Below are 26,752 nucleotides of genomic sequence, written 5' to 3' on the forward strand. Positions count from 1 at the left end.
ACTTATACCTCCTGTAAATATTTTTTTAAGTTAGTTCTTGCTCTTGAAAGCCTGCTTTTTACCGTACCTTCACGCATTTTCAAAATGTCTGCTGTTTCTGCTACACTGAAACCTTCTATGTAATATAGAATTACTATGGTTCTTAAATCCTCATCAAGCTTCATAATACTCAAATACAACTCTGAATAATCTTTCGGCTCAGTTGTATCCTCCGGATTTATGTATTCTTCATAGGAAATAACTTTCTTACGATAACGTCTGATTTTATAGCACTCATGTATCAGAATCCTTACAAGCCATGTTTTGAAAAATTGTTCTTTTTTTAGAGAACTCAATTTATTGTAAGCTCTCAAAATAGCCTCCTGAACTGCATCTTCACAGTCTTTATCGTTTTGCAGGATAGATTTTGATACGTGATACAAGGTTGTTTCCGATTTTCTTACCTCTTCTGCAAAGTTAATTCTATCCATAACATATGTGTTCTCCCTTCGTACTTCTTTCAGCTGAATTCGTCATACACTAATTAGATTCAGGAACAGACAGTTTGGTTCTGATAAAAATAATTATTTATATATTAAATTACTGTAGAGTATATCTATGGGATAGGACTTTTGGATGCCCGGCATGAAATCGCTTTCATTATGCATATAACAAACCCGTTCTAAATATTGTATACTTATTCCATATATTTATAAATTGTTTCAGCAGGTAATAAAAAAGTGGATAGATTTTGTCTAAGGATTGTAAGAACTTCTTTTGCGGGTGCAGCAGTTAGTCCTTAAGAAAAGGAGAACGCATGAATATGCATAAGCGTATTGAAAAGTGGCAAGAAGGGTATTTAAAACCAAGGGGGATTTTCAGAAGTTGAGAGTTGTGGATTTGGGTATTACGAAAGCATTGATGGGGCTGTTCACTTTGACTATCTGGAAGTGGGGCCGGTTATGAATTTTTATAAGCAAAAGTAGTTGAATTTTTGTAATAACAGTAAGGGGTTGGCACAAAATAGCGACAACCCCTTTAATTGTCTTACTTCTTTTCGATGGTTACATCATCAAACCATGCAGTTCCTTGAACAAAGTCAGTTAAGTCACCAAGTCTGCAATTGACTCTGATACTTGTATTGTTTCCTGAATTGAAATCTACATAAACCTGTCTCCATTGAGTTTCTGCATCAATAACTGACTCAGATTTTACTGTGTCTGAGCCGTATATTACTGACAGGCTTGCACCTGTGGCTACACTGTTAATATTTCTTGTTTTAACCCATGCACTTACACGATAGTTGGTGTTTGCTTCAACAGGTATATTTTTATACAAAAAAGCATAATTGGGGGCTTGGTTAGATAAAATGCTTACTGAACGTACGCCGCTATGTTTAGTGGTGCTTTCAGACATAGATATTGAATTGGTGTCCGGATTGCTGTTAAAGCTGTAGAAAGACCATCCGGAAGCTTTATTGTTTAAAGAAAATTCAAAGCCAAGATTATAATCCTTTTCTACCTTGAAATCATCAAACCAGGCTGTACCGCTTGCTCCTGCTCCAAACTGCAATTTTATATTCATGTTGGTGTTGTCCCCAGAATACCAATGCAAATATACCGGAGTCCAGTCATTAGTACCTGATAACGAAGTGCTATAAGTAGAATCATTTGAAATACTTCCATTTATGCTGAAATATGTACCCATAAAAGTTGGATTAATAAGATTGGAGGTTTTTACATATGTGCTGACCAGATAATGGGTGTTTGGTTCTACACTTTGATTAAGCTCATAATAACCGGGATTATTTCCGCTAAATTTTGCTGAGTAATTTCCACTATGTTTAACTGCAGAATCCACAGATAATTCTCCACCACTCCATGTGCTTCTGGTCCAGTCAGATGGTGTTCCATCATTATTTAATAACTCAAACCCCGGGTTAGGAATATCCTGAGGGAATAGATTCATTCTTGAAACATAAATTGTAAAATTCTGCACATACTTGTTAGCAGGTTCACCTGAAAGATTCTTGTTATAAGCAGTTATAGTAACATTATATGAGTTTCCTGCCTGTGAAGTCTGTGGCACCCAGTCAATGGTTTTGGTATTGCTGTCATAAGAAGCTCCTTCGGGTAATCCGGCAACATCAAGAAAAACCGGGTCATTTTCATAATCCGTTGTTTTAAAATTAATTTTAAAGGGCTTGTTGGGATAAGCATTTACATCTGAAAGATCATTTGTGACAATAGGGCATTTGTTTGCGGGTTTGGTAAAGTTATATTTTATAGTGGGATCACCCAAAAGCACATATGCAGGTTGGTCGAATATATATAATGTTCCTTGTGCTATTTTATCTGCTCTTCTTGTCATAAGATTTTTAAATGCAGTACCTATACATTCAGATTTTAAATCTTCAAAATACTGTTCATCAACATAAGTGGAAGAAGATATTGTCATTCCTGTTACATTATAAACATATGAATTTTTTAAAGTGCTATATGTATCTGCATTATTGAACAGAAAGGCTTCACCTAAATTCTCCGTTGTATAGTCACATGCAGAACATGAGTTGAGTTGTATATAGTTTACTTTTATGGTTGTTCCATTAATGTCGTCTATGGATGGATGATCAGTTTTGGTGGAATCCTCTGTTCCGTAAGGATGAGTCGGTATACCCCAACCAGTTGGAGATGCATGAATAGTTTCATACCCTATTCTATATCCGCCATTAAGAAGCTCCAGAAATTTGTCTTTGCTTGTGGATGTTCTATTTGAAACTTCATAAACATCCCTTTCTAAATCTTTCAAATATGACACTTTATCATACTCACTAGTCACAAAATCATCATCGCTAAAGCAAAAGGCTTTAGGCTCAAAACTCAGATTTCCTCCTGCCAGACGAAGGTCATGTATCTTTGAAAGGTATGCCTTGGTTTTAGTGCTTTCTTGCTGAACAGAATCTGAGATAGCTCCTGCTGATATCCTTCCGTATATCATGTCAGGAATAAAGAGTGGGTTATCAGGGCTCGCAGGTTGTCTTGGTGAAGCAGTGGAATCGTAATAGCTCTCATATGTACCGTCGTTGCCTATATCGCACCAAGTGCCCATATCTGCATAAAATAAATCAGTTGGCCCCCGGTCGGTAGAATTTGGATCGACTCTCCAAAGGGCATTGGGTATTGACGGAGCAGAACCTATAATTACAAAACCTTTATAGCCCTGCTCGTAATATCCCCTGATTACCTGCTTGAGGGCATTTGGGTTTTCGCAAACATGAAAGCTATCATCTCCTGAAAAGCTACTGTCAGGCTCGTTATTTACTTTTATGAGTGTAGGTGACCAACCCTCATTTGCCAAATCAGACAGGTATGTATTTAATTCGCTTTGACATGCACCATAGATTTTGCTGCTTACAATTACCAGAAATCCATGTGTAGAGTCAAAAACAGGCTCGGACCCCCATAGTTTAATGTTGTTTATGTAAGCGGGGGTTTTACTCCACTCTGTATAGCCGGTATTAGTTAAACTGAAGGAATAATCATTCCCTTGGTTGTAAGCTAATCCGTCTGCTCTGGAAATGCCGGTTTTAAGCTCAATGCTTGTATTTGGAGCCAGAAATACTCCTGACGGAAAACTTATTGTCAGATAGTTATCCGCATTAGCAGTGGGGGCAGTCATGTCAGTAAAGCTGCCTGTTACCCCTGAAACATTACAGTTGAAATTCTGTGTACTTGCGCTGTCCTTGGTAAAATAGTATCTGATAGTAACATTTGACAGGCTTACGGAATTTACACCATAATTGGCAATTTTAAAATTGGGGGATATAGTATTTGTTGTTGTAGAGGTGTTTTCCATATACATCTCAACTCTTAAAGCACCGCCTGCAGCATTGACCTGTTGATTTGTAACAAAGGCAAACACCTGAAATAAAAGCAGAAATGCTAAGGTTGCAGAAATGATTTTGCTTGGTTTCTTCATAAGACTCTCCTTTTGTTAAACTAAGTAGTTTTATTATCAAATTCATACTTTAAACAATTATGTATTATTTTAACATTTGGGATTTGTTTAATCAACATTTTATGACAAACAATACAATTAATTACAAAGAACCTTTTACTATAATTTCATGGTTCCAATAAATCTTGACACTTTATAATAGTGTGTATATACTGTATATGTAACAACAATAACAGTAATAACAATTATAACAATCAGAGTAGTGAAAGTAATAAGCAGGAGGGAAAATTGAAAATTATAATTTCCAATACATCCGGGGTACCAATATACGAACAGATAAAAGAACAAATAAAAAGTTCAATACTGTCGGGTGAAATTGAAGAAAACCAATTGTTACCGTCATTGAGACAACTTGCAAGGGAGCTGAAAATCAGCGTGCTTACAACGACCAGAGCATACACTGAGCTGGAGCAGGAGGGATATGTCACCAATGTACAGGGTAAAGGCTGCTATGTGCTGGGGAGAGGCTCAGAACTTATTCGGGAACAGCTTTTAAGGGATATAGAGGAAAATCTTTCTGCTGCTATAAAGTCTGCAAGAAGAGCGGACGTATCAGAAGAGGAGCTTGTCAAAATGCTGAAAATTCTTATGGAGGATGAGGACTATGAATAACGATATAGAAATAAGAGACTTATGCAAAAACTTTGATACTTTTAAACTGAGCAATATCAGCTTTTCTTTACCACAGGGATACATTATGGGTCTGGTAGGGCCTAACGGTGCAGGCAAAACCACTACTATCAAGCTTATGCTTAACATGCTGCAAAAAACATCCGGTGATATAGAGATTTTGGGGTTGGATAGCGTTGCTCAACAGATACAGATTAAGGAAAGTATAGGTGCGGTATTTGACACCAACTATTTTGTTCAGGATTGGACTGTAAAAGAAGTTGAGCGCTATGTAGGTATGTTTTACAGTACGTGGAATTCTGAAAAGTATAAATCGTTCTTACAAAAATTCGGACTTAGCCCTGACAAAAAGGTAAAAGACCTTTCACGAGGTATGCAGATGAAGCTGATGATATCATGTGCATTATCCCATGATGCGAGACTTCTGATACTTGACGAGCCAACAAGCGGACTGGATCCGGTGGCGAGAGATGAGTTTCTTGATATAATGACAGAATTTATAGGAGACGGCAAAAGGAGTATATTATTCTCCACACATATAACATCGGACCTTGACAAGATTGCAGACTACATTACTTTTATTAATCAGGGCTGCATATTTTACACAGGAACCAAGGACGAGTTTATTGACGGCTTCAGAATGGTAAAGGGAGGTAAAACCGATATTACCACTGAACAGGAACGCAAAATGATTGGAATAAGGAAATATTCTACAGGCTTTGAGGGGTTGATTAAGACCGAGGATTTAAGGTTTTACGGAAACTTAGCCTGTGAACCTGTTTCCATTGACGATATTATTGTTTTTACAAACAGAGGGGGTAGAGGCAATGACTAATATATTAAAAATTGTAAAGCTGGATTTTGCACTAATAAAACCATATATAAAGATTATGCTGATTGCACTGGCATCTCCGCTAATCATAATGTACACCACGAAGGATATGGTATCGGGGATTTTATTCTGCATGTGTTTTATGGCAATGACCTCGGGATATACCTTCTCTGTTGCCGAAAAGAATGACCTAAGCAGACTTTACGGACTTCTTCCCATAAGCCGAAATAATATTGTGACAGGGAGGTACCTGTTTATACTTATGGAAGGAGTAATTTTAAATCTTGTAGGAATAACTGCAAACGCTATTATATTGACTATAACAAAGGTGAATTTTACAGTTGACGATGTTTTAATTGGGATTAGTGTAGGACATTTTATATACTTTTTCTTTACTGCAATACAGTTGCCGCTCTTCTACAAATTCGGAGGTATAAAGGGAAGATTTTTATCATTTCTGCCCTTCCTTGGAATTTTTTCAACAAGTGAAGTAGCAAAAAGAATGAGTTCTGATAAGTTGGCGGAATTATCCTCCATAGCAATACTGAACAATCCGTATGGCTTGCTTGCAATCAGTATACTGACCAGTATTATATTTTACTGCATTTCTATAGGGATTTCACAAAGAATATATAGTCGGATTGATTAAAATAAAGAGACCGGACTGCATGTTCATGGAACTAATTATGTGTAATACAGTCCGGTCAAAAGGATGTATAGCAAAAGTTCAGAAGCACAGGGCGTCGTCTAAAATGGCGAATCCGACTGAGACACCTCTGTTATGCTTATAAATAGCATAACCTAAATTTATGACTATTTTATTGAAAATTTGTGAAGAAATTATGTCAGGAAAAAAGCTTGAAACCGTTTGGGTTTACGTGTACAATATTACATGTATTCTGTGGAGAAGTACCCAAGTGGCTGAAGGGTCCGCACTCGAAATGCGGTAGGCGGTTAATAGCCGTGCAAGAGTTCAAATCTCTTCTTCTCCGCCAATAAAAAGTCATGTATGAGATTTGAGCTCATATATGACTTTTTACTTTACTGATGATATGAAAAAGCAAAGATTATTTATATACAGGAGATTTCATGATTAGAGATTTTAAAAAGCAAGATTTAGATAGAATAATGGATTTGTGGTTAGATACCAATATTTCTGCTCATTCTTTTATAGATAATGGATATTGGGAAAGTAATTATGATACTGTAAAAACTATGATGCCAAATGCCACCATCTATCTCTACGAAGAAAATGATATTATTCAAGGCTTTGTAGGTTTAATGGATAATTATATCGCAGGAATATTTGTTTCTCGGCAGGTACAATCAAGTGGTATAGGCAAAAAATTATTAGATTATGTTAAGGATAAAAAAGCTACGTTGTCTTTAAATGTTTATCAAGAGAACAGCAGAGCTGTTAGCTTCTATCTTCGTGAGAGTTTTGCTATCTCCAATGAGCAGATTGATGAAAATACAGGAAAAATTGAATTAAGTATGAATTGGGTAAAATGAGAATAATCTACATTATGTTAGTTCAAATCCAAACTAAAAACTAATGATATCTTAAAAAACTATTGACCCTAACGGAACGTCATAGAGTATAGTTATCCTATCAAGAGCAGGAGGCCAGATGGTGTGAAAACCGTAAAAGAAGTATCAGAACTTACCGGCATCAGCGTGCGCACGCTTCACTATTATGATGAGATTGGATTGTTTTCGCCCACGGATAAGAGTGAGTCGGGATATCGGCTTTATGACGATAAAGCCTTGGAGCTTTTACAGCAAATATTGTTTTTTCGTGAGTTTGATATACCTCTAAAAGAAATTAAAGCCGTCATGGAAAGCCCGACTCTTGATAGAAACCGAATTCTGCGAATGCAGAGAGAAATGCTGGTGTCAAAGAAAGAACGGATGGAACGTCTGATTGCCAGTATGGATGACATTCTGAAAGGAGACAATAGGATGGATTTTACAGTTTTTACTAAAACGGAAATAGAGAAAATGTTTCAGCTTATGTTTGACAGTATGCCTAAGGAAATGCGCCAAACAGCCATTGGTGAATTTGGCAGCGTAGAGCGGTGGAAGAAGCATTATATAGAAGTTGTATCGTCAGATGATGTACAAAAACGCTATGCAAAAGTAATTGAGTGGTATGGTGGTAAAGATGCTTATTTCTCAACTCTGGAAAATCCAATCAGCAAAGAAGTTGCCGAAAGCTACAAGAAACGGGAAGATGCAATCCGTCAAAAGCTGATAGGGAGACGAGGTTGTGATCTCAACTCTTTTGAAGTGAAGGGGATTATAGGTGAGTATGGTTTCGTCATGAAACAGATTTGCCAGATGAAAGAAGAAAAGGGTTTGATGCTTGCAGTTGCGCAGTCCTACCGAAACATGCAATGTCAACAAGCAATTGACGAACAGTATGGGGAGGGTGCAGCAGAGTTTTTTGCGCAGGCAATAGAAGCTTTTTATAATGAGTGAATTACTGAAACTCCAAATTGCTAAACTTGCAAACTAATCATATATAGCATGTAGAATTAATTATATATTATTAAAAAACTGAAATTTTGAGATTATTCTCCTTCATTTTTATTGACATATTTATCCTGATGGTATATTATTTTGATGCGAACAATGGCGTTCACGAAACAGTTAACTTACTGTTTTGTGAACGTTTTTTTGTTTAAAAACTTAATAAAAATATTTTACAAAGGGGTAGAATAATGAAAAAAGGTTTATTTGTTCTTTTGTCAGGTTTTATTTTAACTCTGTTTATGCCTTTTAGTGTTTTTGCAAGCACCAACGAAGCAGTTGATGGCATAAGGCAGGTTCAGCAGTACAACTTTTCAATCAATATCTTAGCAATGTTATTAGTTGGTTTTGGTTTTTTAATGGTATTCGTAAAAAAATACGGCTACAGTGCAACCACAGGAACATATTTGGTTGTTGGTGCCGGAATTCCTCTTTACCTGTTACTAAGGTATACGGGTGTCATTTCTTTAGAATCGGTTAATCCTCAAACAATCAAAGGTTTATTATTGGCAGAATTTGCAGTTGCAGCCGCACTTATTTCAATGGGTGCAGTGCTTGGAAGACTTCGCCTCTATCAATATGCCCTCATTTCGGTATTTCTTGTTCCTATTTATATGATTAATGAATGGCTGGTCTTAGATGGAGGACTTGGAATAACAAAGGGCTTTGTGGATGCAGCAGGCTCTATAGTTATCCATGCCTTTGGCGCGTATTTTGGATTGGGACTTGCTATAGCACTGACTAAGCAAAAGCATATGGATCATCCTATTGAAAGCGATGCATCCTCTGACAGGTTCTCCATGCTTGGTTCAATGGTACTTTGGATATTCTGGCCCAGCTTCTGCAGTGCCATCGTACCTGCAGAGCAATTTGAGCAAACAGTAGTTAATACTGTACTTGCATTATGTGGAGCAACGTTGATTACATATTTGTTCAGCGCATTATTGAGAAAAGGCAAGCCTGCCATTGCAGATATTGCGAACGCCAGCCTTGCCGGAGGAGTAGCAATAGGGGCAACTTGTAATCTGGTAAGTGCACATGTTGCCTTTTTGATAGGACTATTGGCAGGAGCATTATGTGTTGTGGGCTACACTATAATACAGCCAAGACTGCAACGTCTTTTAAAAATAGTAGATACCTGCGGGGTTCACAATCTGCATGGAATGCCAGGCTTGTTAGGGGGTATTATAGCAATATTTGTTGTGCCCGAAGCTGCTAAAGCACAGGTAGCCGGCATTGTATTTACTGTTGTACTGGCATTTGTGGGAGGAATTATATCCGGAAATATAATTCGCCTGACAGGTTCAAAGGAAGCAGTATATGAGGATGGGGATGAATTTGAAGAAGCTGTAGAAGAAGCTGCATAAATAAGTAGTTTTACAAAAAAAAAGAATATGCCATACGGTTTTTAACTGTATGGCATATTCTTTTTGAAGTTTGCGCATTGTAACGCATATGAAATTAAGACGTTCCTATCTGGATTATTTTGGGTGGTAAGCCAAATTTAAAATATAACAAAAATGTACATGATTTAAAACATTTACAATGATATATTAAAGTAGAATGAATGGTATAAAATTAATGCACGTCACTCAAGCGAAAATAAAATCGGGATTATACAAAACTGAGGTATAAATTTTTATATTTCTGACTTGAAGCTTTTCGTCCAGCTTTATCTAAATGTCATAACCAAGGATGCCACAGCTGAACTATGCGGTAATTGCAAATGTTTCAACAACTGACCGCTCGACGATATACTCACTGCAATACTGGGGACAAATGATCACCTTATCCTTTTTGAATATTCTATTACAAAAGCTATGCCTGTCTTGATGTGAAAAAAATAACATACCAAATTAAATATAAAATACGATTAATTCCTACCACCCAAAATAATCCAGATAAAGAAAATCATATATCATAGCAATCTAAAGACCTATAATTAAGAAATTACATATACAGTCCATAATTATAAGTCTTGGTTACAGTTTCCACTGAGAACCCATTTATTACAGCTTGGTAAGTAGTGACCAACCTGTATGAGTATCCATGAGCTACAGCAGATGTTCTGCTTAACGCTCCATAATATGTATAAGAGATTTCTGTAAATGTATCCTGAGTTACCCAACTACCGTTTTGATATTTTTGGAGCTTTGCCACAATTATTACCTCAGTTACATTTGGAGTTGCTCTTATAGAGGAAGAACAAGTCGCAATACCATCAGAAATATCTACATTTTCTGATGTAGAACTAACATAAAGACTTAATGGCTGAATTACCATTGCTGAGTTGTCTGCTGCATATGTTATATTAGCGTACGCAGGTACAGCCAGACAAAATACACAGAGCAACACAATAAAATATTTACGAAAACCGTATTTCAATAAACAACCCCCTCTCTCTTATTTATATATATAACGAAAGGAAGAAGGTATTTGTGACACATAAATGTAATTTTTTTAAAAAATTATTTTATTTTGACATTATGTACAATTTTTAATGCAACATCACAATCTATATTTCCCGTTAAGTTCCAAATCTGATGACTGTTATTATCAAAAACTGCAATATTTACACAACCGTTTTTTTCTGAAATTACAGCTTTCATGCCTTGTACTTGGGTTTCAGTTACTTTTGAATCTTCAGTATCCATTGAAAAATTTATTCCCTTATTGTAATACTCCAGAGTAAAAGAAAAACTATGGCCTGAATTATCTTTATAGGCCTCTGTTTTTATACTTGCAGTTGTCCGTGTATCTTGCAGGGTATAGTTTTCAGGGACATAATTCAATGCAAAATCATTAATGACTACCTGATTCTCGTTGCTGTCCGACCTTATAATGAAGTCAGTCATTTCATTATAAACGTTAACAATAAAGGTAATCACAGGTTCACGGATTGCAGGAACACTCATTGCACATGTTAAAATAGTAATGATGATTACCAATGGAATGAGAATCCGTTTTCTAAAACCATAAACAGATAAAAACTCGTCATGTGACTTGAGAATCAGTTTTTTACGTTTTGCATAACTTCTTGAGAACTTATGCAAAGGGTACGTATATGTATCCAATTCAGATGATAAATTTTTCTGGGTATCTTTTGAAACAGATATTAAAACGTCCTGCAACGTCTTTGGTGAACTCATTTATTTTCCTCCTCGATTATTTTTCTGATGGCCTTTTTAGCTCGACTTAGACGTTGCCTTACTGCGTCGCCGGAAATACACAGAACATCTGAGATTTCATTGTTTGACAGTTCGTACAAATGTTTTAACATAATAATGTCAAGATACTCCTTACTTAACTTATTAAGTTTTATCTTTAACTCGTTAAAACTTTCGTCAGCGATAATGTGGTCCAGCGGCAATTCGCTTGTATCAGCCTCCTCGGGCAGCTCAGTTTTTTCATTAGTATATTGCTTGTCCCGCTTACGATAAATATCTATGGCCGTGCTTTTGATAATAATAACGATTAAGGCTCTTGTTTTGTGACATTTAATATCTGAAATATCCGGGATATAGTTTATAATCTTTAATAGTGCATCATGTACAGCGTCCTCTGCAAGATAACGGTCTCTGAGTATACTGAATGCAACATTGTACATTGTACTCTCATAATATGTATATAGCGTAGTAAATTTATTTCTCTCGTCTTCTGTTTCCAGAACTGATAGAAAGAATTCCAGCAAAATAATCCCTCCAATGTAGTTGTTAAAATGTGAATAGGCATACTAAATTTACAATATTTTAATAATTTTTACAACGTTAAAATTCGTTTATGTTTTATTGACAGATTACATATAATGGTGTAATATGTAACGAGCTTTAAAAATGGGCGAAAATTGCATCGAGGCATAAAAAAGAGGACATTATATGAAAAGGAGTTTATTAATATTTTTTGCTGCCGTTATCATTTCAGCACTATGTGCTTGCGAATCAATATCAAATTCTAAAGACAATTCATTAGCATCATCATCTGTAACAACTACACATGACAGCTTAGCAGACGATAAAACACCGGGCATGGTTTCAGACGCAAAAAAATCACATAAAACAAGCGTGGAAAACGAAGATTGGATAATAATAGATAAAAGCGTAACCGTAAAAGGTTTGGATTATACAGTTAATGCATATAAAAAAAGTGAGAAGTCAGAATCATTTGAAGCAGATAAAGGAAGAACTTTTTTGCTTATTGATATTACCGTAAAGAATAATTTAAAGAAAACAGCAACTATAAATTCAAAAACTATGTTTGATCTTACAGACAGGTTTGGAACGTTATATAATAATACGTCATTAGGAGCTATTTCTTGTCTTGATGATGAAAATATGGAACAACTGGATGGACATATAGCTGCTTCTTCTGAGGTCAGAGGGGGCATTGCATATGAAGTACCGAAAGTCACAAAAGGCTTGAGGTTGATTATTCAAGGGCCTGATGGAGACGGTCGTACACCGGTAATACTATACTAAATTTTAACATATTACCCCCAAAGCGATTTTAAATAGATGTTGGTATATAATTATAATAGAAATATTCCAAAATCATCTATATTGCAATCAAGGAGGGGGTTTTTTGTGCGTAAAACCGAATACAAGAACAGACGCAGAAAGTTTTTGATAATATTTATAGGAATTTTATCGGTAGTTTTAGCTGCTGAAATAGGATATATAGCTTTGCTTTACAACAGGGATAACAGTAGCAGTCCCGATAGCGTGAATAAAGATATGGGATTAAATACACCATCATATCAAACTGATACGGAAGACACATCTGCAATGACACCTGCGCCTGCAACTAAACCTGCCAATACTTCAGAGAAGCCTGTTCAACAGAGCGATAATATAAAGGAACAGATTAATAGTATGAGTCTGGATGAAAAAATCGGGCAGCTGGTAATAGTAGGCCTGGACGGATATGAGGCAGATGAACACGCAAGGCAAATGATAGAAGAATATAGGGTGGGAGGATTTATCCTCTTTACAAGCAATATACAGAATTCTAACCAGATGCTTGAGTTGCTGAATTCATTAAAAAACATAAACCGGGCAAACAAAGTACCTTTATTTCTTTCAGTAGATGAAGAAGGAGGAAGAGTTTCCCGATTACCCGACGAATTTCTTAAAATACCTTCAAATCAAATTATTGGTAAACTAAATAACAGTTCTGTGTCACACCAAGTGGGCAGTATAATCGGTGAGGAACTTAAATCCTTTGGGATGAACATGGATTTTGCACCTGTCCTTGATATTAACAGCAATCCAAAGAACCCGATTATAGGTGACAGGGCCTTCGGGACAGGTCCAAATTTGGTAAGTAAACTTGGAGTGCAGACTATGAAGGGCTTGCAGTCACAAAACATTATTCCCGTAGTAAAGCATTTTCCGGGGCATGGTGATACATCAACAGATTCTCATGTGGGACTTCCCAAAGTAGACAATGATTTAAAAAGGCTCAGGAATTTTGAGTTAAAACCTTTTGCCCGTGCTATTGAAAATGGGGCAGAGGCTGTAATGGTAGCACACATACTGTTACCCGAAATAGACCCTGATAATCCCGCATCATTCTCCAAAACCATCATTAATGATGTACTAAGATTAGAGATGAATTATGATGGAGTCGTTATAACAGATGATTTTACAATGGGAGCAATAGTAAAGAACTATAATATAGGTCAGGCGGCAGTAAAATCCATACTTGCGGGAGGCGATATAGTCCTTGTATGTCACGATTTCGAGAAACAGAAGGCAGTAATTTCTGCGCTGAAAGATGCAGCTCAGTCAGGACAGTTGCCCATGGACAGAATAGACCGGAGTGTTATAAGAATACTTCGGCTAAAGCAGGAACATAAAATTACGGATACTCCTGCAAGTACTGTAGACCCTGAGTCCATAAATAAAAAAATAAGTGCTTTGCTAAAATAGAATTTTTTGTAATTTATTGTTTTAAAAAGTACTTTAAATGAATATCCCCGTCTGATATAATAACTATGCTTATTTAACATATTAAAGGAGGAAAGTTGATGGGGGCTGATACAACCAAAATTTTTATTGCCATGTGCTCTTACATGGTATTGGTTATTGGTATTGGGATTTATTTTGCAAAGCGTGCTAATGAGAGCAGTGAGAACTATTTTATAGGTGGAAGGTCACTGGGACCGTGGGTAGCTGCTATGAGTGCGGAAGCTTCGGATATGAGCGGGTGGCTCTTAATGGGTCTGCCTGGAGTAGCATATTGGTGTGGACTTAGTGATGCTGTATGGACTGCAATAGGTCTGGCAGTAGGAACCTACATAAACTGGCTGATTGTAGCAAAAAGACTCAGAAGATATTCAACTGTAGCAGGGGATTCTATTACAATTCCAGACTATTTCAGCAATAGATTCAAAGAAAAAAGAAAGGTGCTAATGACTATAGCAGCGCTTTTCATACTGGTATTCTTTACTGTTTATGCATCAAGCTGCTTTGTTACTGTAGGTAAGCTTTTTAGTACCTTATTCGGAATAAAGTATCAATACATGATGATTGCAGGAGCGGCATTTGTTATTATATATACCTTTTTAGGAGGCTTTCTTGCAGAAAGCGTATCAGACTTTATGCAGGGAGTTGTTATGATATTTGCTCTGTGTACTATTCTGGTAGTGGGAGTACATACGGCAGGAGGTATCTCAGGTGTTCTTGACAATGTCAAACAAATACCAGGCTTTCTGGATTTCTTCGGAATTGCTCAGCCTGAAACAGTCAAAGGTGTTCAGCAGTTGGGAAGCAACGGAAATCCCTTATTTGGAGATGCAGGCAAATACGGTTTCCTTACAATAATATCAACTCTTTCATGGGGGTTAGGTTATTTTGGAGTACCTCAGGTATTGCTTAGATTTATGGCTATCAGAAAAGTTGACGAACTGGGAAAATCAAGAAGGATTGCCACTATTTGGTGCGCAATATCCCTGTTTGCGGCAGTAGTATTAGGTATTATAGGCAGAAGCCTGTATCCTGCTGAATTGCTGACGAAGAGTGCGTCTGAAGGTATATTCATAGTATTATCCTCCAATTTACTTCCTGCACTTCTGGCAGGTATAGTTATGGCTGGGATTCTTGCAGCTACCATTAGTTCGTCAGATTCCTACCTGCTTATAGCAGCTTCTGCTTTTTCAAAAAATATTTATCAGGGTATTATGAAGAAGGAAGCCAACGACAAGCAGGTTATGACGGTTTCACGTATCACACTTGTACTGGTTGCGCTTATAGGTGTAATCATTGCATTGGATGAAAACAGTATCATATTTAAGGTTGTTGCATTTGCATGGGCAGGATTTGGAGCAACCTTTGGCCCTATCATGTTGTTTTCACTGTTCTGGAAGAGAACCACAAGAGCAGGTGCTATTGCCGGAATGCTTACAGGCGGAGGAATGGTTTTTGTATGGTCATTGCTTATAAAGCCAATGGGCGGGATTTTTGGTATTTATGAACTGTTTCCGGCATTCGTTCTGTCCTGTATTGCCATTGTACTGTTTTCACTTATGTCAGATGCACCTTCAAAAGAAATTCAGGATGATTTTGAACTGGCAAAGACATTGGAGTGCTAAAAAACCTCAATTAATTTAGGAAAAATGTTGTTTACGAAAAGAGACCGTTCTTATTCAAATAGACGGTCTCTTTTCATATTGCTCACTCATTCGCATATACTTTTATTTTATGATATCCTGTTAGGGACAAATTATTTAATAGCCGGAGGAACTATACAGTGGACGGAAAAAAAGATGAGAACACAAACTGGTGTCAATCCGTAGGAGGAATCGTATTAAAAGGAAATGAAGTACTCCTGGTTCGACATACGTATGGAGCAGGTAAGGGAAAACTTATTATTCCCGGCGGATACGTTAAAATCAACGAAACACCACAGGACGCATTATGCAGAGAGGTTTTAGAGGAAACTACCGTTATTGCAAAAACAACGGGGTTGGTAGGCGTACGATTTAATTTAAAAGACTGGTATGCAGTGTTTCTGATGGATTATGTTGAAGGAACACCAAATTCAGATAACAGAGAAAACAGTGAGGCTTTGTTTATGGATATACACGAAGCTGTAAAGTCTCCCGATGTACCTGACTTGACAAGAGTAATCCTGCAGGGGGTTATAGAAAACAAAGCTAATGCATTTGAAAATAAACCTTTTGTTTCTCGTGAGAAACATGGAGAATACTCATTTTACGGAATCTAATTAAATTTAACAGAGCTAAGAACAACGCACAGTAGCGTTGTTCTTTTTTTAATGTTTTATCTCAATATTTTATGCTTAAATCTGTACAAACTACAGGGTTAAATTGTATAATTAAGAAAGTAAAGTAATATTTGTATTAATTTAAATTCTACTCTTAAACACTCTTCGTTTATTGATATAATCCCAGCCTGAAGCACAAAATTAAATTTGCAATGGAGGTATTATCATGAGGAAAAAATTCCTTAAAACAACCAGTTTCATGCTAATCACGTCACTGCTGTTGTCACTCTTTATTTATGCTCCGACAACTGCAAAAGCAGCAACTTCGCCACGTGTGGGAGGCTCATTTTACAATTATGGCGAAGCTATGCAGAAGTCAATTCTCTTTTACAAAGCTAATCGACTTGGAGATTTACCGGACAACTATGTTCTGCCGTACAGAGGAGATGCTGCAATGACTGACGGCAAGGATGTAGGCCTTGACCTGACAGGTGGATGGGCAGATGCAGGAGACGGAATCAAATTTACGCACCCTATGTCATATGCTGCAGGACAATTGGGATGGGCTGTTTACGAATATCGTGACGCCTTTGAAAAGTCAGGGCAGCTGGACGATATCCTTGATGAGATAAAATGGGCTACGGACTTCTTTATAAAGGCACACCCAAGCCCGGATGTGTTGTATTACATGTGTGGCTACGAGGAATCAGACCATTCTGTATGGATACCCCATGAGATGCTGGATTACAAAACCGACAGAAAGTCCTTTAAGGTTGATCCTACGACACCGGGGTCGGATGTAGCAGGCCAAACGGCTGCAGCATTGGCTATTGCATCAATTATATTTGAGCCTACAAACCCCACGTATGCCGAAACCTGTCTGACACATGCAAAGCAGCTCTTTAAGTTTGCTGATACATACAGAGGTAAAAATCCTCTGAAATCACTATATCCGTCAGGAAGTTATGTGGATGACCTTGCTTGGGGTGCAATCTGGCTGTATATAAAAACACAGGATGCAACATATCTGGATAAGGCAAAGTCAATTCTTCCCGCCACTGTTTTAGGCGGACAACATACACACTGCTGGGATGATGTAAGTTACGGTGCAGCTTTAAAAATAGCCCAGGCAAGTCATGATGAGAGTTATGCTGCGATGGTTGAAAAGAATCTGGATTACTGGATGCCGGGAACAGGAATGAAATATACTCCTGGAGGACTGGCATGGCTTTCGCAATGGGGTTCACTCCGTTACGCAACAACTGCGGCATTTTTAGCATTTGTTTGGTCTGACGACAAAACCATAGGAACTGCTTCTAAAAAGCAGACATATCACGATTTTGCAGAAAGACAGATAAACTATGCACTTGGAGATAATCCCAGAGGAGGCAGCTACGAAGTAGGGTTCGGAGAAAATGCACCTGAACATCCTCACCACAGAACCGCTCATGGTTCTTGGACAAGTATGCTTAATGTCCCAACCTTCCACAGACATATACTTTACGGAGCGTTGGTTGGAGGGCCTTCTTCTGATGACAGCTGGAAGGATGATATCAAAGATTATACCCTCAATGAAGTAGCTACAGATTATAATGCAGGCTTTGTAGGCTGTCTGGCTAAAATGTACGGTATGTACGGAGGAAATCCTCTGGAAAACTGGCCAAAGCCCGAAGATTTCAGGTCACCTCAGGATAACCTGAACGAATATTTTACAAGAGGTTGGATTATATATGAGGGTTATGGCAAACTGAAGGTTATGTTCCAGATTAATAATCGTTCGGCTTGGCCTGCAACAATGAAGGATAAAATGTCAACCCGTTACTTTATGGATTTATCTGAAATATTTGAAGCCGGAGGAACGGTGGATGACGTTGAATTAACCCTTGAGGACAGTCAAGGAGCAAAGCTTATAGGACTGAAGCAATACAAGGATAATATATATTACTTTACCCTTGATTTTACAGGTACACAGATAATGCCGGCAGAGTGGGAAATGTGCGAAAAGGATGCAACAGTACAGATTGAATACAAAAAAGGTGTGGGTTCCAATAAAAACGACTGGTCATACCAGAACCTAAGCGGTCCGCCGGACTTTGATGCAGTATCCTTTGCAGGAATGTCAAAGTACATACCCGTATATGACAACGGTAAGCTCCTTTGGGGAGAAGAACCTGAAGGTGGAACACCTGAAATAAAGTATGGTGACATAAACGATGACGGAAACGTTGATGCAATAGACCTTGCCCTGCTTAAAAAAATAATTATGGGAAATACATCGGGCAACGTCAATTTGGCTGCCGCTGACTTTAACAAGGATGGGGATATAAATTCCATTGATTATGCGGCATTAAAGAGCTATTTACAGAGAGGCTATTAAAATAATAAAAGGGTTGTTGCAGAATAGAAAGCTTTTCTATTTTAATACCGTACTCCCGTATAAAATTGTATCAATGGTTGCTTCCAAGATATTTGCAAGAGTTTCTAGCGGCTCATCACAGGATATTTACCGTCGCTCAAATTCATCCTCCATGAATCATTGTGTCGCTAATACCTACATCGTGTAGGTATTACGGTAAAATATCCTTGTTCGCCTATAAACATCTGCAAATATCTTTAACCAAGCTTCCATTGATACAATTTATACTCACGTACATGTTTTGCGACAACCCATTATTCTATAAACTCTTTAATCAAATCAAAAGCCTTCTTTGCAGAAGCCTCATTGTAGCCGGTTGAATAAGAATCTGCAAAGCCGTGATTACCTTCTAATAAATGTACTTTAACGCCGGGCTTCTTAAAACCGCTGGCAAAAGCCCTTACGTTAAAGGCTTTCTCATGGCTTGGGAAAAGAAGCAAAGCAGGGCAAACCGGAGCTATCCCGGTGAAATCCCGTATTCTTGAGCCATAACAGCAGACGACACTGGAAAAAAGTTCTGCTTCACTGCAAAGCCATGCAATAGTAGCGCCAACACTAAAGCCTATCAAAAAGATACGATTATAGCTGCTCCCAAGTTGCTTGGCAAGGGCTATGACAATATCAGTTCCTTTGTAAAAACCTATATTGTCAGAGAAATACCTATAGGCAGTCTCTTCTTCACTATAATCAAAGGGTTGCTCCAGACCACACAAATCAGGACACACAACGTCATAGCCGTACAAAGCAAATCTATTGGCGGTATCTGTTATAAAACCGTTGACACCGTAAATTTCATGTATAAGAATTATTAAATCTTCTGAATTATTAATTATACTTAACATAATTCCTCGCCAGACTTTGTTTTCATACTAATATAATACTACTATAAAATTTGTTGACACTCAAAAGTACAAAAAGTAAACTTAAAATAAAATACAAAATTTAGGAGAGGTCATATGGAAACAAAATCAGAAAAGGCCCGGCTGCTGTTTGAAAATGGATATAACTGCTCACAGGCGGTCTTTGGAGCTTTTTGCGATGACATAGGAATAGAATTTAAAAGTGCTTTAAGAATAGCATCCTCCTTCGGTGGAGGAATGGGAAGGCTGAGAGAGGTCTGCGGTGCCGTAAGCGGTATGTTCATGGTTGCAGGCATGATATACGGATATGATGAACCAAAGGATGCTGAAGGAAAAAAAGAACATTACAAGCTCATACAGGAGCTTGCTCAAAGGTTTACAACCGTAAATGGAACAATAGTTTGCAGAGAACTGCTAGGACTGGGAAAGGGGCCGGATAACCCTATTCCCGAGGAAAGAACGGAGAGCTATTATAAAAGACGTCCCTGTTCAGAATATGTTAAGTGTGCTGCTGAAATAATGGAGCAATACATAAGTCAGAAAAAAGCGGAGGCTTTGTCAGAATGACACCTCCGCTTTTAAACTTACCTATTTAAATCTATTTAAATTTATTATCTACTCTTAAAGCACGTGCAGAGTTAAGAATAGCTATCACCGACACTCCAACATCTGCAAATACCGCCTCCCAAAGAGTTGATATTCCGAAGGCACCCATTGCCAAAACAATTGCCTTCACTCCAAGAGCAAAAACTATATTCTGATTAACTATGCGAAGGGTCTTTTTGGAAATAGCGATGGCAGTTGCTATTTTAGAAGGTTCATCATTCATAATAACCACATCAGCTGCTTCGATAGCAGCGTCAGAACCAAGTCCTCCCATTGCAATTCCTATATCTGCCCTTGAAAGAACAGGAGCATCATTTATACCGTCCCCTGCAAAAGCCAGATTGCCTTTTGCAGATTTTTCAGCAAGGAGCTTTTCAACCTTTTCAACCTTGTCTATTGGAAGAAGTTCAGTGTATACCTCATCAAGACCCAGAGTTTTGGCAACTGCTTCACCAACATCCTTAGCATCTCCCGTGAGCATTACGGTCTTATGTATACCGCATGCTTTCAGTTTTGCAATGGCTGAGGCAGAATCTTCCTTTATTTCATCTGATATAACTATATATCCTGCGTAAATATCATTTATTGTTACGTGAACAACTGTCCCAACCGTTTTATTATGAGAATAAGTTGCCCCGACTTTATCCATTAACTTGGAATTGCCGGCATATACTGTTTTCCCGTCAATAACTGCCTTGACACCATGTCCGGGTATTTCTTCAACATCTGTAATTCTGGAATTATCAATTTCAGAATTAAAAGCATTTTTTAGAGACTGAGAAATCGGATGATTTGAATAGCTTTCAGCATGGGCGGTAAGCTCCAATAATTCAGTATCTGAAATACCTACGGGATTAATATCAGTAACCTTAAAGGTTCCTTTTGTAAGGGTTCCTGTTTTATCAAAAACAACCAGTTCCGTATCTGCAAGAGCTTCCAGATAGTTTCCGCCCTTTATGAGAATCCCAAGTTTTGAGGCCCCGCCAATACCTCCGAAGAAGCCCAGAGGAATAGAAATTACAAGAGCGCAGGGACAGGAAACAACCAGAAAAGTTAATGCCCTGTAAATCCAGTCACTGAAGGTTGCTCCCGGAACAAGAAGCGGTGGCACAACTGCAAGAATGACTGCCACTATAACAACAACTGGAGTGTAATACCTTGCAAATCTGGTAATAAAATTCTCACGCTTTGCTTTTTTGTTGCTTGCATTTTCTACCAAATCAAGAATTTTAGAGACGGTGGATTCACCAAACTCTTTGGCGACTTCAATTGTAAGAAGACCATTAAGATTTATACATCCGCTCAAAACGTCGCTCCCCACATCAATCTCCCTTGGAACAGATTCCCCTGTTAATGCAGAGGTATCAACCAAAGAATGGCCTTCAATGACTTTACCGTCAAGAGGTATCTTTTCGCCGGCTTTAACAACTATAATCTCATTTATGGAAACTTCCTCAGGGTCTACCGTAACAAGCTCCCCATTCCGCTTAACATTTGCATAATCAGGGCGTATGTCCATTAATGAAGATATGGATTTTCTGGAGCGGTTAACGGCATAATCCTGAAACATTTCTCCAACTTGGTAAAAAAGCATTACGGAAACAGCTTCGGGATACTCTCCTACAAAAAATGCTCCGACTGTTGCAATACTCATTAAAAAGTTTTCATCAAATACCTGACCGTGAAATATATTCCTAATAGCTTTCCATAAAACATCTCCGCCGATTATAAAATAGGCTGTAAGAAAAAAAGCAAGATTAATATAAGGCGGAAATGATACTGCTACTGCAATTATCAAAACCAAAGCTCCCGCACCTATACGAATTAGTTCCTTTTTAGCTTTGCTCATAAAAATCTCCTTGTAAATAAAGTCACCAGTGTTACATCTTTACAATACAATCAGGCTCAATTTTTTTTATGATTTTCTGAACTGATGCCATAACATCGTCAAAACCCTCATCAACTGCATCGATAGTAAGCTTTTGCATCATAAAGTTTACAGTGGCACTATTAACGCCATCTAACTTACCAATTTCTCTTTCCATTTTAGAAGCACAGTTTGCACACCCTAAATTATTAAGTCTGTAATTTTTTTTCATAATAAATACCCCCTTGTTGTTATTCCTCAAATTATTCCTCAATATGTTCAAAACCCTGATCAATTATTGTTCTTACATGTGAATCTGACAATGAATAAAAAATAGTCTTTCCGTCACGCCTTGATTTAACCAGCTTTGCCTGCTTTAATATACGCAACTGGTGAGAAATAGCGGACTGACTCATATTCAGCAGTTGAGCAATATCGCAGACACACATTTCTGCTTGAAAAAGGACATACAGAATCTTGATTCTTGTTGTATCACCGAAAACTTTAAACAGTTCCGCAAGATCATATAACTGAGTTTCTTCAGGTAAATGTGACAGTACCTGATCTATCACATTCTCATGAAGACATATATACTCACAGCGTTCAATATCCTTTTCTGTATTCATATAACCTTCCTTTCTTAGTACAAGTTAAATGTATAACTACATACGTTCATATGAATGATTGTTCATATATAATAATATACCTTGATTTTTAGAATGTCAACCAGAAATTTTCAAAAATAAACCAATTATTTTACATAAAATTTCTTAGTAATTGATGTTGTACAAGCCCCAAATGGAATTTGGTTGCATATTATGCAATAAAAAGTTAATTTGGAGTGATTTTTTTGGCTAAATTTCATATCGGAGATATTGTTATCAGAAGGTCTTATGGCGGAGACATACTTTTTAGGGTAGTAAACATAAAAACAAACTTTAACGGATTGGAGTACTATGTACTAAGAGGTTTGTCATACAGAATCGAAGCTGATTCACAAGGGGATGACCTTGTTAAGCAGGATGCAAGGATAGCATATACAAGGGCAATAAATGAGCTTGCTCAGGTAAAAAAAAGCATTGATTCTTGCAGGCCTGTATTCAAAACATTTTTGTCGAGAATCAAGCACAGACCGGGTAGAATACTGCATATAGATTCTGCTGAGGATTTTATGAGCCAATGTTTGGACTTCTATAAGAAGAGTAAGATTAGTTGTTCCGGTAAATGGGTAAGCGAAAACAGGCAACCTTCAGTAGTAAAGCAATATCTGGAAGCATACAATCCGGATATACTGGTGCTGACGGGACATGACGGTTTGAAAAAAGGCGCAAGTAATTTACAATCCTTAGATAGCTATGCCAATTCATCATACTTTATTGAAGCTGTAAGAATAGCCAGAGCATATGAGTCCGATCCTGATAAGTTGTGTATATTTGCAGGAGCATGTCAGTCATATTATGAAGCAATTATGCAAGCGGGAGCCAATTTTGCCAGCTCTCCCAAAAGAATACTGATAAATGCTTTAGACCCTGCAATTGTTGCACAGAAAGTGTCCATTACAGACAATTCGGTTGTACTTGCATCTAAGTCAGTAATAGAATTGACAATTACAGGCAGTTCCGGTATAGGAGGAAGAGATACAAGAGGGCAGATGAGATAAATTGTCAAGAGCAGTCAGATTTATTAAATACAGTAAAAAAGAGTTTGCTAGTTAATAATATCAGCAGACTCCTTTTTTATGTATAAAAAAAATGCCCGGCGTAAAGCCGGAGCATTTTTAGGGGGTTAAAATGTATTTTGTGGGGTCAGTTATAGTTATTGCCTTATTTAGATTTTCTTATACATTTATACTAAAATAAAAAGAATATATATATTCTAAAAAGTGTTCATGATATAATACTAAAAATAATACTAATTTTACATGTAAATACATTTAAAAATGTGAGGGATAGCTGTGAAAAAAAGAATATTAGCCATACTGCTTATTTTTGCATTTGTTTCTGCTTCATTTATGGGAGTTGATGCAAAAGGTGCTCGTTCTTTCGGCAGAAGCAGCAGCAAGTCGTTTTCAAAATCTTTCAGTAGTAGTAAGAGTTCTTCATCAAGGAGCTCCGGCCTTTTTAGTTCGTCTAAAGCGAAAAGCAGCACTTCGAAAAGCAGCTCGAAAAGCTTTAGTCTATTCGGTTCGTCAAAATCCAAAAGCAGCAATTCCAGGAGTGTACCGGGCTCAAAATCTTATACCGATTCATCAAGTAAGAAAGCCAATACCTCGGGGTTTACTGCAAAGGCAGCTTCAAAAAAGAAATCCTATATGCAGGATACCTACAAGAGTCAGATTTCAAGCAAAAGTTACAAAACCTATAAGCAAAAATTAAACAGCCAACAGCAAAAGGTTTATAATGACTCTATGAAAAAAAGCTATGGCTCAAGTTCAAGGAAAATGAATTTTGAGGATGCAATGAGAACCCGATCCTCCAGAATAAATGTTTTCAACAACAGGCCTATATTTATCAATGTAAACAGATCTATGTTCGGAAGTTCTTTTTCTTACGGATATGCATATGTTGGCCCATGGGATTTGTGGTTTCTGATGAGGGCATCGGATTTGTTCTGGTATCATCATTGGAATGAAATTTCTCCTTATAGGAGTTATTTTGATCAAAGCCAGTACCAAAAATTGGAGAACAGGGTAAGCCAGTTGGAGAAACAGGGAGTACAAAGAGACCCTAACTATATGGAAGAAGGGGTTGACCCGGATTTACAGCTTTCAGAGCAATATCAGGAAAAGAATCCTGACAACGTATACTATACCGATAAGTATCCTACAAATTCATCCAGAAATACCGGAGCAGTTGTGGTAGTTATCATTATAACGTCGGTAGCGTTGATAATTGTAATAAGAAAACTGTCAAAGCCAAAACCTAAAAAGTCCCGCCAAAGCAGGATATATTAGAAATAAAACTTTAATGGAATAGGACGTGATGTCGGTGTTCGGTTTCAAAAAAAAAGATGGACAGGATATACTGAACCCATTGAACATAAATAAAAACTCAATGGTAGAATTTAAACTCAAGGAACTTGAGGAACAGGGTTTTTTTACTTTTGGTAAAATAATACAAATGGATGTAGGCCGGAGGCCTTTTACCAGATACCTTGTTTATTCCCGGTCTGAAGAGACGGAGTATGTTTTTGAGGTATACACGGGTGAAGAGGACGGCCAAATGGAAACATACCTTTACTTTCTGGATGACACTGTTCCGTTTTCAGAAGAATTTTTGGATGTTGTAGGTCAGAAGAGTATAACCACTCCTGACGGCACAGAGTATGAAAGGTGTACAATGCCGGAATATGATTACAGGATAGACGGCGTACAGGGTTCTCTGAAGGTTTATGATCTGGAATCTGAAAAAATAGAATACGAATCAGAAGTTGAGGTATGGGACTATCAGAGAGATGCAGAAGGGATTACAGAGTATCTTAACATAGAAATGCTTAAAACTAATGGAATGTTCAGAATATTTATAGGTCAGAGGTTCGAGGGGTCACTTTACAAGGTTTACCAAGGAATGGAAGAAAAATAGCTTTAGGAGGATAATAGGATGTTTGAATATTTTAGTTTTTTCTTGAAAGACTTGTCATTTAGTTTTGTTATATTAACTGTAGGCTTTATATTGGGGTGGGTTATTTACAATAATCTGGTTCTGAGAGATGTATCTCTTAAAGATGCACTGTTCACCAAGGATAATTTTGCAGCATGGATAGAGTTCATCGGTGCTTTTGTTTTTCCTGTGCTTTATCTGTCATCACATGCCATAAAGGGAGCTGCCAGCGATAATATTCTGGTTGATCTTGCGGTTTGTACAGGATATACCGTTTTCTATGTAGTAATATTGACACTTTTAAGACTTTTGTCCAAAGCAATAGTAAGTCTTATAAATGCTGAAGACAGTCACGGCAAAGTGTGTCTGAATAAAGAGATATGCGAGCAGAAAAACATCGGTGCAGCTCTGTTTTCCGTTACTCTTTCAGTTATATTTGTGTCTTTCATAAAGTATATTGATTTTATAGATATAATTGAAGGAGAAGGAGCAACCATATTAATAAAGGTTCTTCTGTTTATAGTGTTTGTCTTAATTGCATTGGTGTGCTACAGCATGGTTTTGAGAAGAAAGACTACTTTGTTTAAGGAAATATTTATAGACAATAATTCAGCTGCGGGCATTGGACTTTTGGGTTTTGTTTTTGCAGCACAGACAATTATTACAGGAATAATTGATGGATATGCAACTGACTTTGAAATAATTACAGTTGCCTTGGTAATCGCGGTTTGTCTTGCAATATACGGTATAATATCCATACTGTTCAAGAAGATTTTTACAGCCATAGTAAAGGTTGATGTATGGAATGAAATATATGAACAGAATAATGTAGGAGCAGCAGTGGGACAAGCTGCACTTTACGTTGGAATTGCCATGATAATAGTAAATTTCATAATGTAAAAGCAACATATTATCAGGAGGGACAAAGCAAGCTAAATGCATTCACATATTGTTAATATTTGTTATACAATTTTAATAATCAGTTGCAGAAATTAGTGATATAATACAAAGTGTAAAGCCATTAAAAAGCTTTTTCATTTTGTTCCTCCTTTAAACATATTGATTTTATTTTTTGTTACATAGGGCACCTATTTATCAGGAATTATTATAAATTATATACTGAGGTGCTTTTTTTCTGTCCTAAAATAAAGTGGGTATATATGAAATTAACTTACATTTAATACATAAAAT

At 37.3% G+C, this 26,752-nt stretch carries 25 protein-coding genes and 1 tRNA gene; 17 read left to right on the top strand and 9 right to left on the bottom strand.

Translation table 11 applies throughout. From position 1 onward, the window contains the following. Positions 1-2: 2 nt before the first annotated feature. On the bottom strand, positions 3-470 hold the full coding sequence (locus P0092_RS01265; protein WP_004619646.1) for an RNA polymerase sigma factor: 468 nt from the start codon (positions 468-470) through the stop codon (positions 3-5). Between the two features lie 556 nt (positions 471-1,026). Beyond that, positions 1,027-3,957, bottom strand: coding sequence for a cellulose binding domain-containing protein (locus P0092_RS01270; RefSeq protein WP_004619648.1), 2,931 nt, complete (start codon positions 3,955-3,957; stop codon positions 1,027-1,029). A 267-nt stretch (positions 3,958-4,224) separates the two neighbouring features. On the opposite strand from P0092_RS01270, the gene P0092_RS01275 reads away from it, so the two are divergent. The 7 genes from P0092_RS01275 (at position 4,225) to P0092_RS01305 (ending at position 9,357) form a co-directional block, all read left to right on the top strand. Next, positions 4,225-4,608 (top strand): GntR family transcriptional regulator, encoded by a 384-nt coding sequence (locus tag P0092_RS01275; RefSeq protein ID WP_004619650.1) that lies wholly within the window; start codon positions 4,225-4,227, stop codon positions 4,606-4,608. Continuing rightward, positions 4,601-5,461 (top strand): ABC transporter ATP-binding protein, encoded by an 861-nt coding sequence (locus tag P0092_RS01280; RefSeq protein WP_004619652.1) that lies wholly within the window; start codon positions 4,601-4,603, stop codon positions 5,459-5,461. The genes P0092_RS01275 and P0092_RS01280 overlap by 8 nt, the downstream gene beginning before the upstream one ends. Beyond that, entirely contained in the window at positions 5,454-6,107 is a 654-nt protein-coding gene (locus P0092_RS01285; protein ID WP_004619654.1) for an ABC-2 transporter permease, read from the top strand. Before P0092_RS01280 ends, P0092_RS01285 begins: the two co-directional genes overlap by 8 nt. A 254-nt stretch (positions 6,108-6,361) precedes the next feature. Beyond that, positions 6,362-6,453, top strand: a tRNA-Ser gene (locus P0092_RS01290). A 94-nt stretch (positions 6,454-6,547) separates the two neighbouring features. Beyond that, the gene (locus P0092_RS01295) at positions 6,548-6,970 is read left to right on the top strand and encodes an N-acetyltransferase (protein WP_004619657.1); all 423 of its coding nucleotides are present in this window, start codon (positions 6,548-6,550) and stop codon (positions 6,968-6,970) included. Between the two features lie 165 nt (positions 6,971-7,135). Beyond that, positions 7,136-7,939 carry a MerR family transcriptional regulator gene (locus tag P0092_RS01300; RefSeq protein ID WP_479692057.1) on the top strand — a complete coding sequence of 268 codons (804 nt, stop codon included), beginning with the start codon at positions 7,136-7,138 and terminating at the stop codon, positions 7,937-7,939. Positions 7,940-8,181: 242 nt separating this feature from the next. Then, complete coding sequence (locus P0092_RS01305; protein ID WP_004619661.1) at positions 8,182-9,357, top strand: ammonium transporter; 1,176 nt, start codon at positions 8,182-8,184, stop codon at positions 9,355-9,357. A 583-nt stretch (positions 9,358-9,940) separates the two neighbouring features. Here P0092_RS01305 and P0092_RS01310 read toward each other — a convergent pair. The 3 genes from P0092_RS01310 to P0092_RS01320 form a co-directional block, all read right to left on the bottom strand. Then, a complete protein-coding gene (locus P0092_RS01310; protein WP_004619663.1) occupies positions 9,941-10,375 on the bottom strand; it encodes a hypothetical protein in 435 nt (144 codons plus the stop codon). Between the two features lie 83 nt (positions 10,376-10,458). Further along, positions 10,459-11,139: a DUF4367 domain-containing protein gene (locus P0092_RS01315; RefSeq protein WP_004619665.1), complete on the bottom strand. Its 681-nt coding sequence runs from the start codon at positions 11,137-11,139 to the stop codon at positions 10,459-10,461. After that, the gene (locus P0092_RS01320) at positions 11,136-11,681 is read right to left on the bottom strand and encodes an RNA polymerase sigma factor (RefSeq protein WP_004619667.1); all 546 of its coding nucleotides are present in this window, start codon (positions 11,679-11,681) and stop codon (positions 11,136-11,138) included. The genes P0092_RS01315 and P0092_RS01320 overlap by 4 nt, the downstream gene beginning before the upstream one ends. A 184-nt stretch (positions 11,682-11,865) precedes the next feature. On the opposite strand from P0092_RS01320, the gene P0092_RS01325 reads away from it, so the two are divergent. The 5 genes from P0092_RS01325 to P0092_RS01345 all read left to right on the top strand — a co-directional run bounded on the left by P0092_RS01325 (position 11,866) and on the right by P0092_RS01345 (position 18,590). Further along, entirely contained in the window at positions 11,866-12,465 is a 600-nt protein-coding gene (locus P0092_RS01325; protein ID WP_004619670.1) for a DUF4352 domain-containing protein, read from the top strand. 105 nt (positions 12,466-12,570) lie between these two features. After that, the gene (gene nagZ, locus P0092_RS01330) at positions 12,571-13,917 is read left to right on the top strand and encodes a beta-N-acetylhexosaminidase (protein ID WP_004619672.1); all 1,347 of its coding nucleotides are present in this window, start codon (positions 12,571-12,573) and stop codon (positions 13,915-13,917) included. A gap of 98 nt (positions 13,918-14,015) precedes the next feature. After that, on the top strand, positions 14,016-15,578 hold the full coding sequence (putP, locus tag P0092_RS01335; protein ID WP_004619674.1) for a sodium/proline symporter PutP: 1,563 nt from the start codon (positions 14,016-14,018) through the stop codon (positions 15,576-15,578). Between the two features lie 158 nt (positions 15,579-15,736). Next, positions 15,737-16,213, top strand: coding sequence for an NUDIX domain-containing protein (locus P0092_RS01340; protein ID WP_004619676.1), 477 nt, complete (start codon positions 15,737-15,739; stop codon positions 16,211-16,213). Between the two features lie 226 nt (positions 16,214-16,439). Beyond that, a complete protein-coding gene (locus P0092_RS01345) occupies positions 16,440-18,590 on the top strand; it encodes a glycoside hydrolase family 9 protein (RefSeq protein WP_004619679.1) in 2,151 nt (716 codons plus the stop codon). A gap of 293 nt (positions 18,591-18,883) precedes the next feature. Here P0092_RS01345 and P0092_RS01350 read toward each other — a convergent pair whose 3' ends face one another. After that, positions 18,884-19,471, bottom strand: coding sequence for a dienelactone hydrolase family protein (locus tag P0092_RS01350; RefSeq protein WP_004619680.1), 588 nt, complete (start codon positions 19,469-19,471; stop codon positions 18,884-18,886). Between the two features lie 114 nt (positions 19,472-19,585). Here P0092_RS01350 and P0092_RS01355 point away from each other — a divergent pair, with 114 nt between their 5' ends. Beyond that, the gene (locus P0092_RS01355; RefSeq protein ID WP_004619683.1) at positions 19,586-20,056 is read left to right on the top strand and encodes a C-GCAxxG-C-C family protein; all 471 of its coding nucleotides are present in this window, start codon (positions 19,586-19,588) and stop codon (positions 20,054-20,056) included. A gap of 31 nt (positions 20,057-20,087) precedes the next feature. Here P0092_RS01355 and P0092_RS01360 read toward each other — a convergent pair whose 3' ends face one another. From P0092_RS01360 to P0092_RS01370, 3 genes are read right to left on the bottom strand one after another with little or no spacing between them, the layout of a single operon-like run. Continuing rightward, complete coding sequence (locus tag P0092_RS01360) at positions 20,088-21,944, bottom strand: heavy metal translocating P-type ATPase (protein ID WP_004619684.1); 1,857 nt, start codon at positions 21,942-21,944, stop codon at positions 20,088-20,090. 31 nt (positions 21,945-21,975) lie between these two features. Further along, positions 21,976-22,194 (bottom strand): cation transporter, encoded by a 219-nt coding sequence (locus P0092_RS01365; RefSeq protein ID WP_004619686.1) that lies wholly within the window; start codon positions 22,192-22,194, stop codon positions 21,976-21,978. Between the two features lie 31 nt (positions 22,195-22,225). Next, on the bottom strand, positions 22,226-22,588 hold the full coding sequence (locus P0092_RS01370) for an ArsR/SmtB family transcription factor (RefSeq protein ID WP_004619688.1): 363 nt from the start codon (positions 22,586-22,588) through the stop codon (positions 22,226-22,228). A gap of 215 nt (positions 22,589-22,803) precedes the next feature. Between P0092_RS01370 and P0092_RS01375 the strand changes: the two genes are divergently transcribed. The 4 genes from P0092_RS01375 to P0092_RS01390 all read left to right on the top strand — a co-directional run bounded on the left by P0092_RS01375 (position 22,804) and on the right by P0092_RS01390 (position 26,461). Further along, positions 22,804-23,622, top strand: a complete 819-nt coding sequence (locus P0092_RS01375) for a sporulation peptidase YabG (protein WP_276187043.1) — start codon at positions 22,804-22,806, stop codon at positions 23,620-23,622. Positions 23,623-23,916: 294 nt separating this feature from the next. Continuing rightward, positions 23,917-24,915 carry a hypothetical protein gene (locus P0092_RS01380; RefSeq protein WP_004619691.1) on the top strand — a complete coding sequence of 333 codons (999 nt, stop codon included), beginning with the start codon at positions 23,917-23,919 and terminating at the stop codon, positions 24,913-24,915. Between the two features lie 28 nt (positions 24,916-24,943). Next, entirely contained in the window at positions 24,944-25,543 is a 600-nt protein-coding gene (locus tag P0092_RS01385; protein WP_004619692.1) for a hypothetical protein, read from the top strand. Between the two features lie 18 nt (positions 25,544-25,561). Next, complete coding sequence (locus tag P0092_RS01390; RefSeq protein WP_004619695.1) at positions 25,562-26,461, top strand: DUF350 domain-containing protein; 900 nt, start codon at positions 25,562-25,564, stop codon at positions 26,459-26,461. The last annotated feature ends 291 nt before the right edge of the window (positions 26,462-26,752 follow it).

Origin of the sequence: Ruminiclostridium papyrosolvens DSM 2782 (assembly GCF_029318685.1) — a bacterium.
GTDB classification, from domain to species: domain Bacteria; phylum Bacillota; class Clostridia; order Acetivibrionales; family DSM-1351; genus Ruminiclostridium; species Ruminiclostridium papyrosolvens.

Bases quoted from the DNA above. Each gene is read 5' to 3' on its own strand.
- P0092_RS01355 (WP_004619683.1), top strand. From the start codon at position 19,586: ATGGAAACAAAATCAGAAAAGGCCCGGCTGCTGTTTGAAAATGGATAT.
- P0092_RS01390 (WP_004619695.1), top strand. From the start codon at position 25,562: ATGTTTGAATATTTTAGTTTTTTCTTGAAAGACTTGTCATTTAGTTTT.
- putP (WP_004619674.1), top strand. From the start codon at position 14,016: ATGGGGGCTGATACAACCAAAATTTTTATTGCCATGTGCTCTTACATG.
- P0092_RS01360 (WP_004619684.1), bottom strand. From the start codon at position 21,944: ATGAGCAAAGCTAAAAAGGAACTAATTCGTATAGGTGCGGGAGCTTTG.
- P0092_RS01315 (WP_004619665.1), bottom strand. From the start codon at position 11,139: ATGAGTTCACCAAAGACGTTGCAGGACGTTTTAATATCTGTTTCAAAA.
- P0092_RS01270 (WP_004619648.1), bottom strand. From the start codon at position 3,957: ATGAAGAAACCAAGCAAAATCATTTCTGCAACCTTAGCATTTCTGCTT.
- P0092_RS01370 (WP_004619688.1), bottom strand. From the start codon at position 22,588: ATGAATACAGAAAAGGATATTGAACGCTGTGAGTATATATGTCTTCAT.
- P0092_RS01350 (WP_004619680.1), bottom strand. From the start codon at position 19,471: ATGTTAAGTATAATTAATAATTCAGAAGATTTAATAATTCTTATACAT.
- P0092_RS01345 (WP_004619679.1), top strand. From the start codon at position 16,440: ATGAGGAAAAAATTCCTTAAAACAACCAGTTTCATGCTAATCACGTCA.
- P0092_RS01265 (WP_004619646.1), bottom strand. From the start codon at position 470: ATGGATAGAATTAACTTTGCAGAAGAGGTAAGAAAATCGGAAACAACC.
- P0092_RS01295 (WP_004619657.1), top strand. From the start codon at position 6,548: ATGATTAGAGATTTTAAAAAGCAAGATTTAGATAGAATAATGGATTTG.
- P0092_RS01385 (WP_004619692.1), top strand. From the start codon at position 24,944: ATGTCGGTGTTCGGTTTCAAAAAAAAAGATGGACAGGATATACTGAAC.
- P0092_RS01285 (WP_004619654.1), top strand. From the start codon at position 5,454: ATGACTAATATATTAAAAATTGTAAAGCTGGATTTTGCACTAATAAAA.
- P0092_RS01305 (WP_004619661.1), top strand. From the start codon at position 8,182: ATGAAAAAAGGTTTATTTGTTCTTTTGTCAGGTTTTATTTTAACTCTG.
- P0092_RS01365 (WP_004619686.1), bottom strand. From the start codon at position 22,194: ATGAAAAAAAATTACAGACTTAATAATTTAGGGTGTGCAAACTGTGCT.
- P0092_RS01325 (WP_004619670.1), top strand. From the start codon at position 11,866: ATGAAAAGGAGTTTATTAATATTTTTTGCTGCCGTTATCATTTCAGCA.
- P0092_RS01280 (WP_004619652.1), top strand. From the start codon at position 4,601: ATGAATAACGATATAGAAATAAGAGACTTATGCAAAAACTTTGATACT.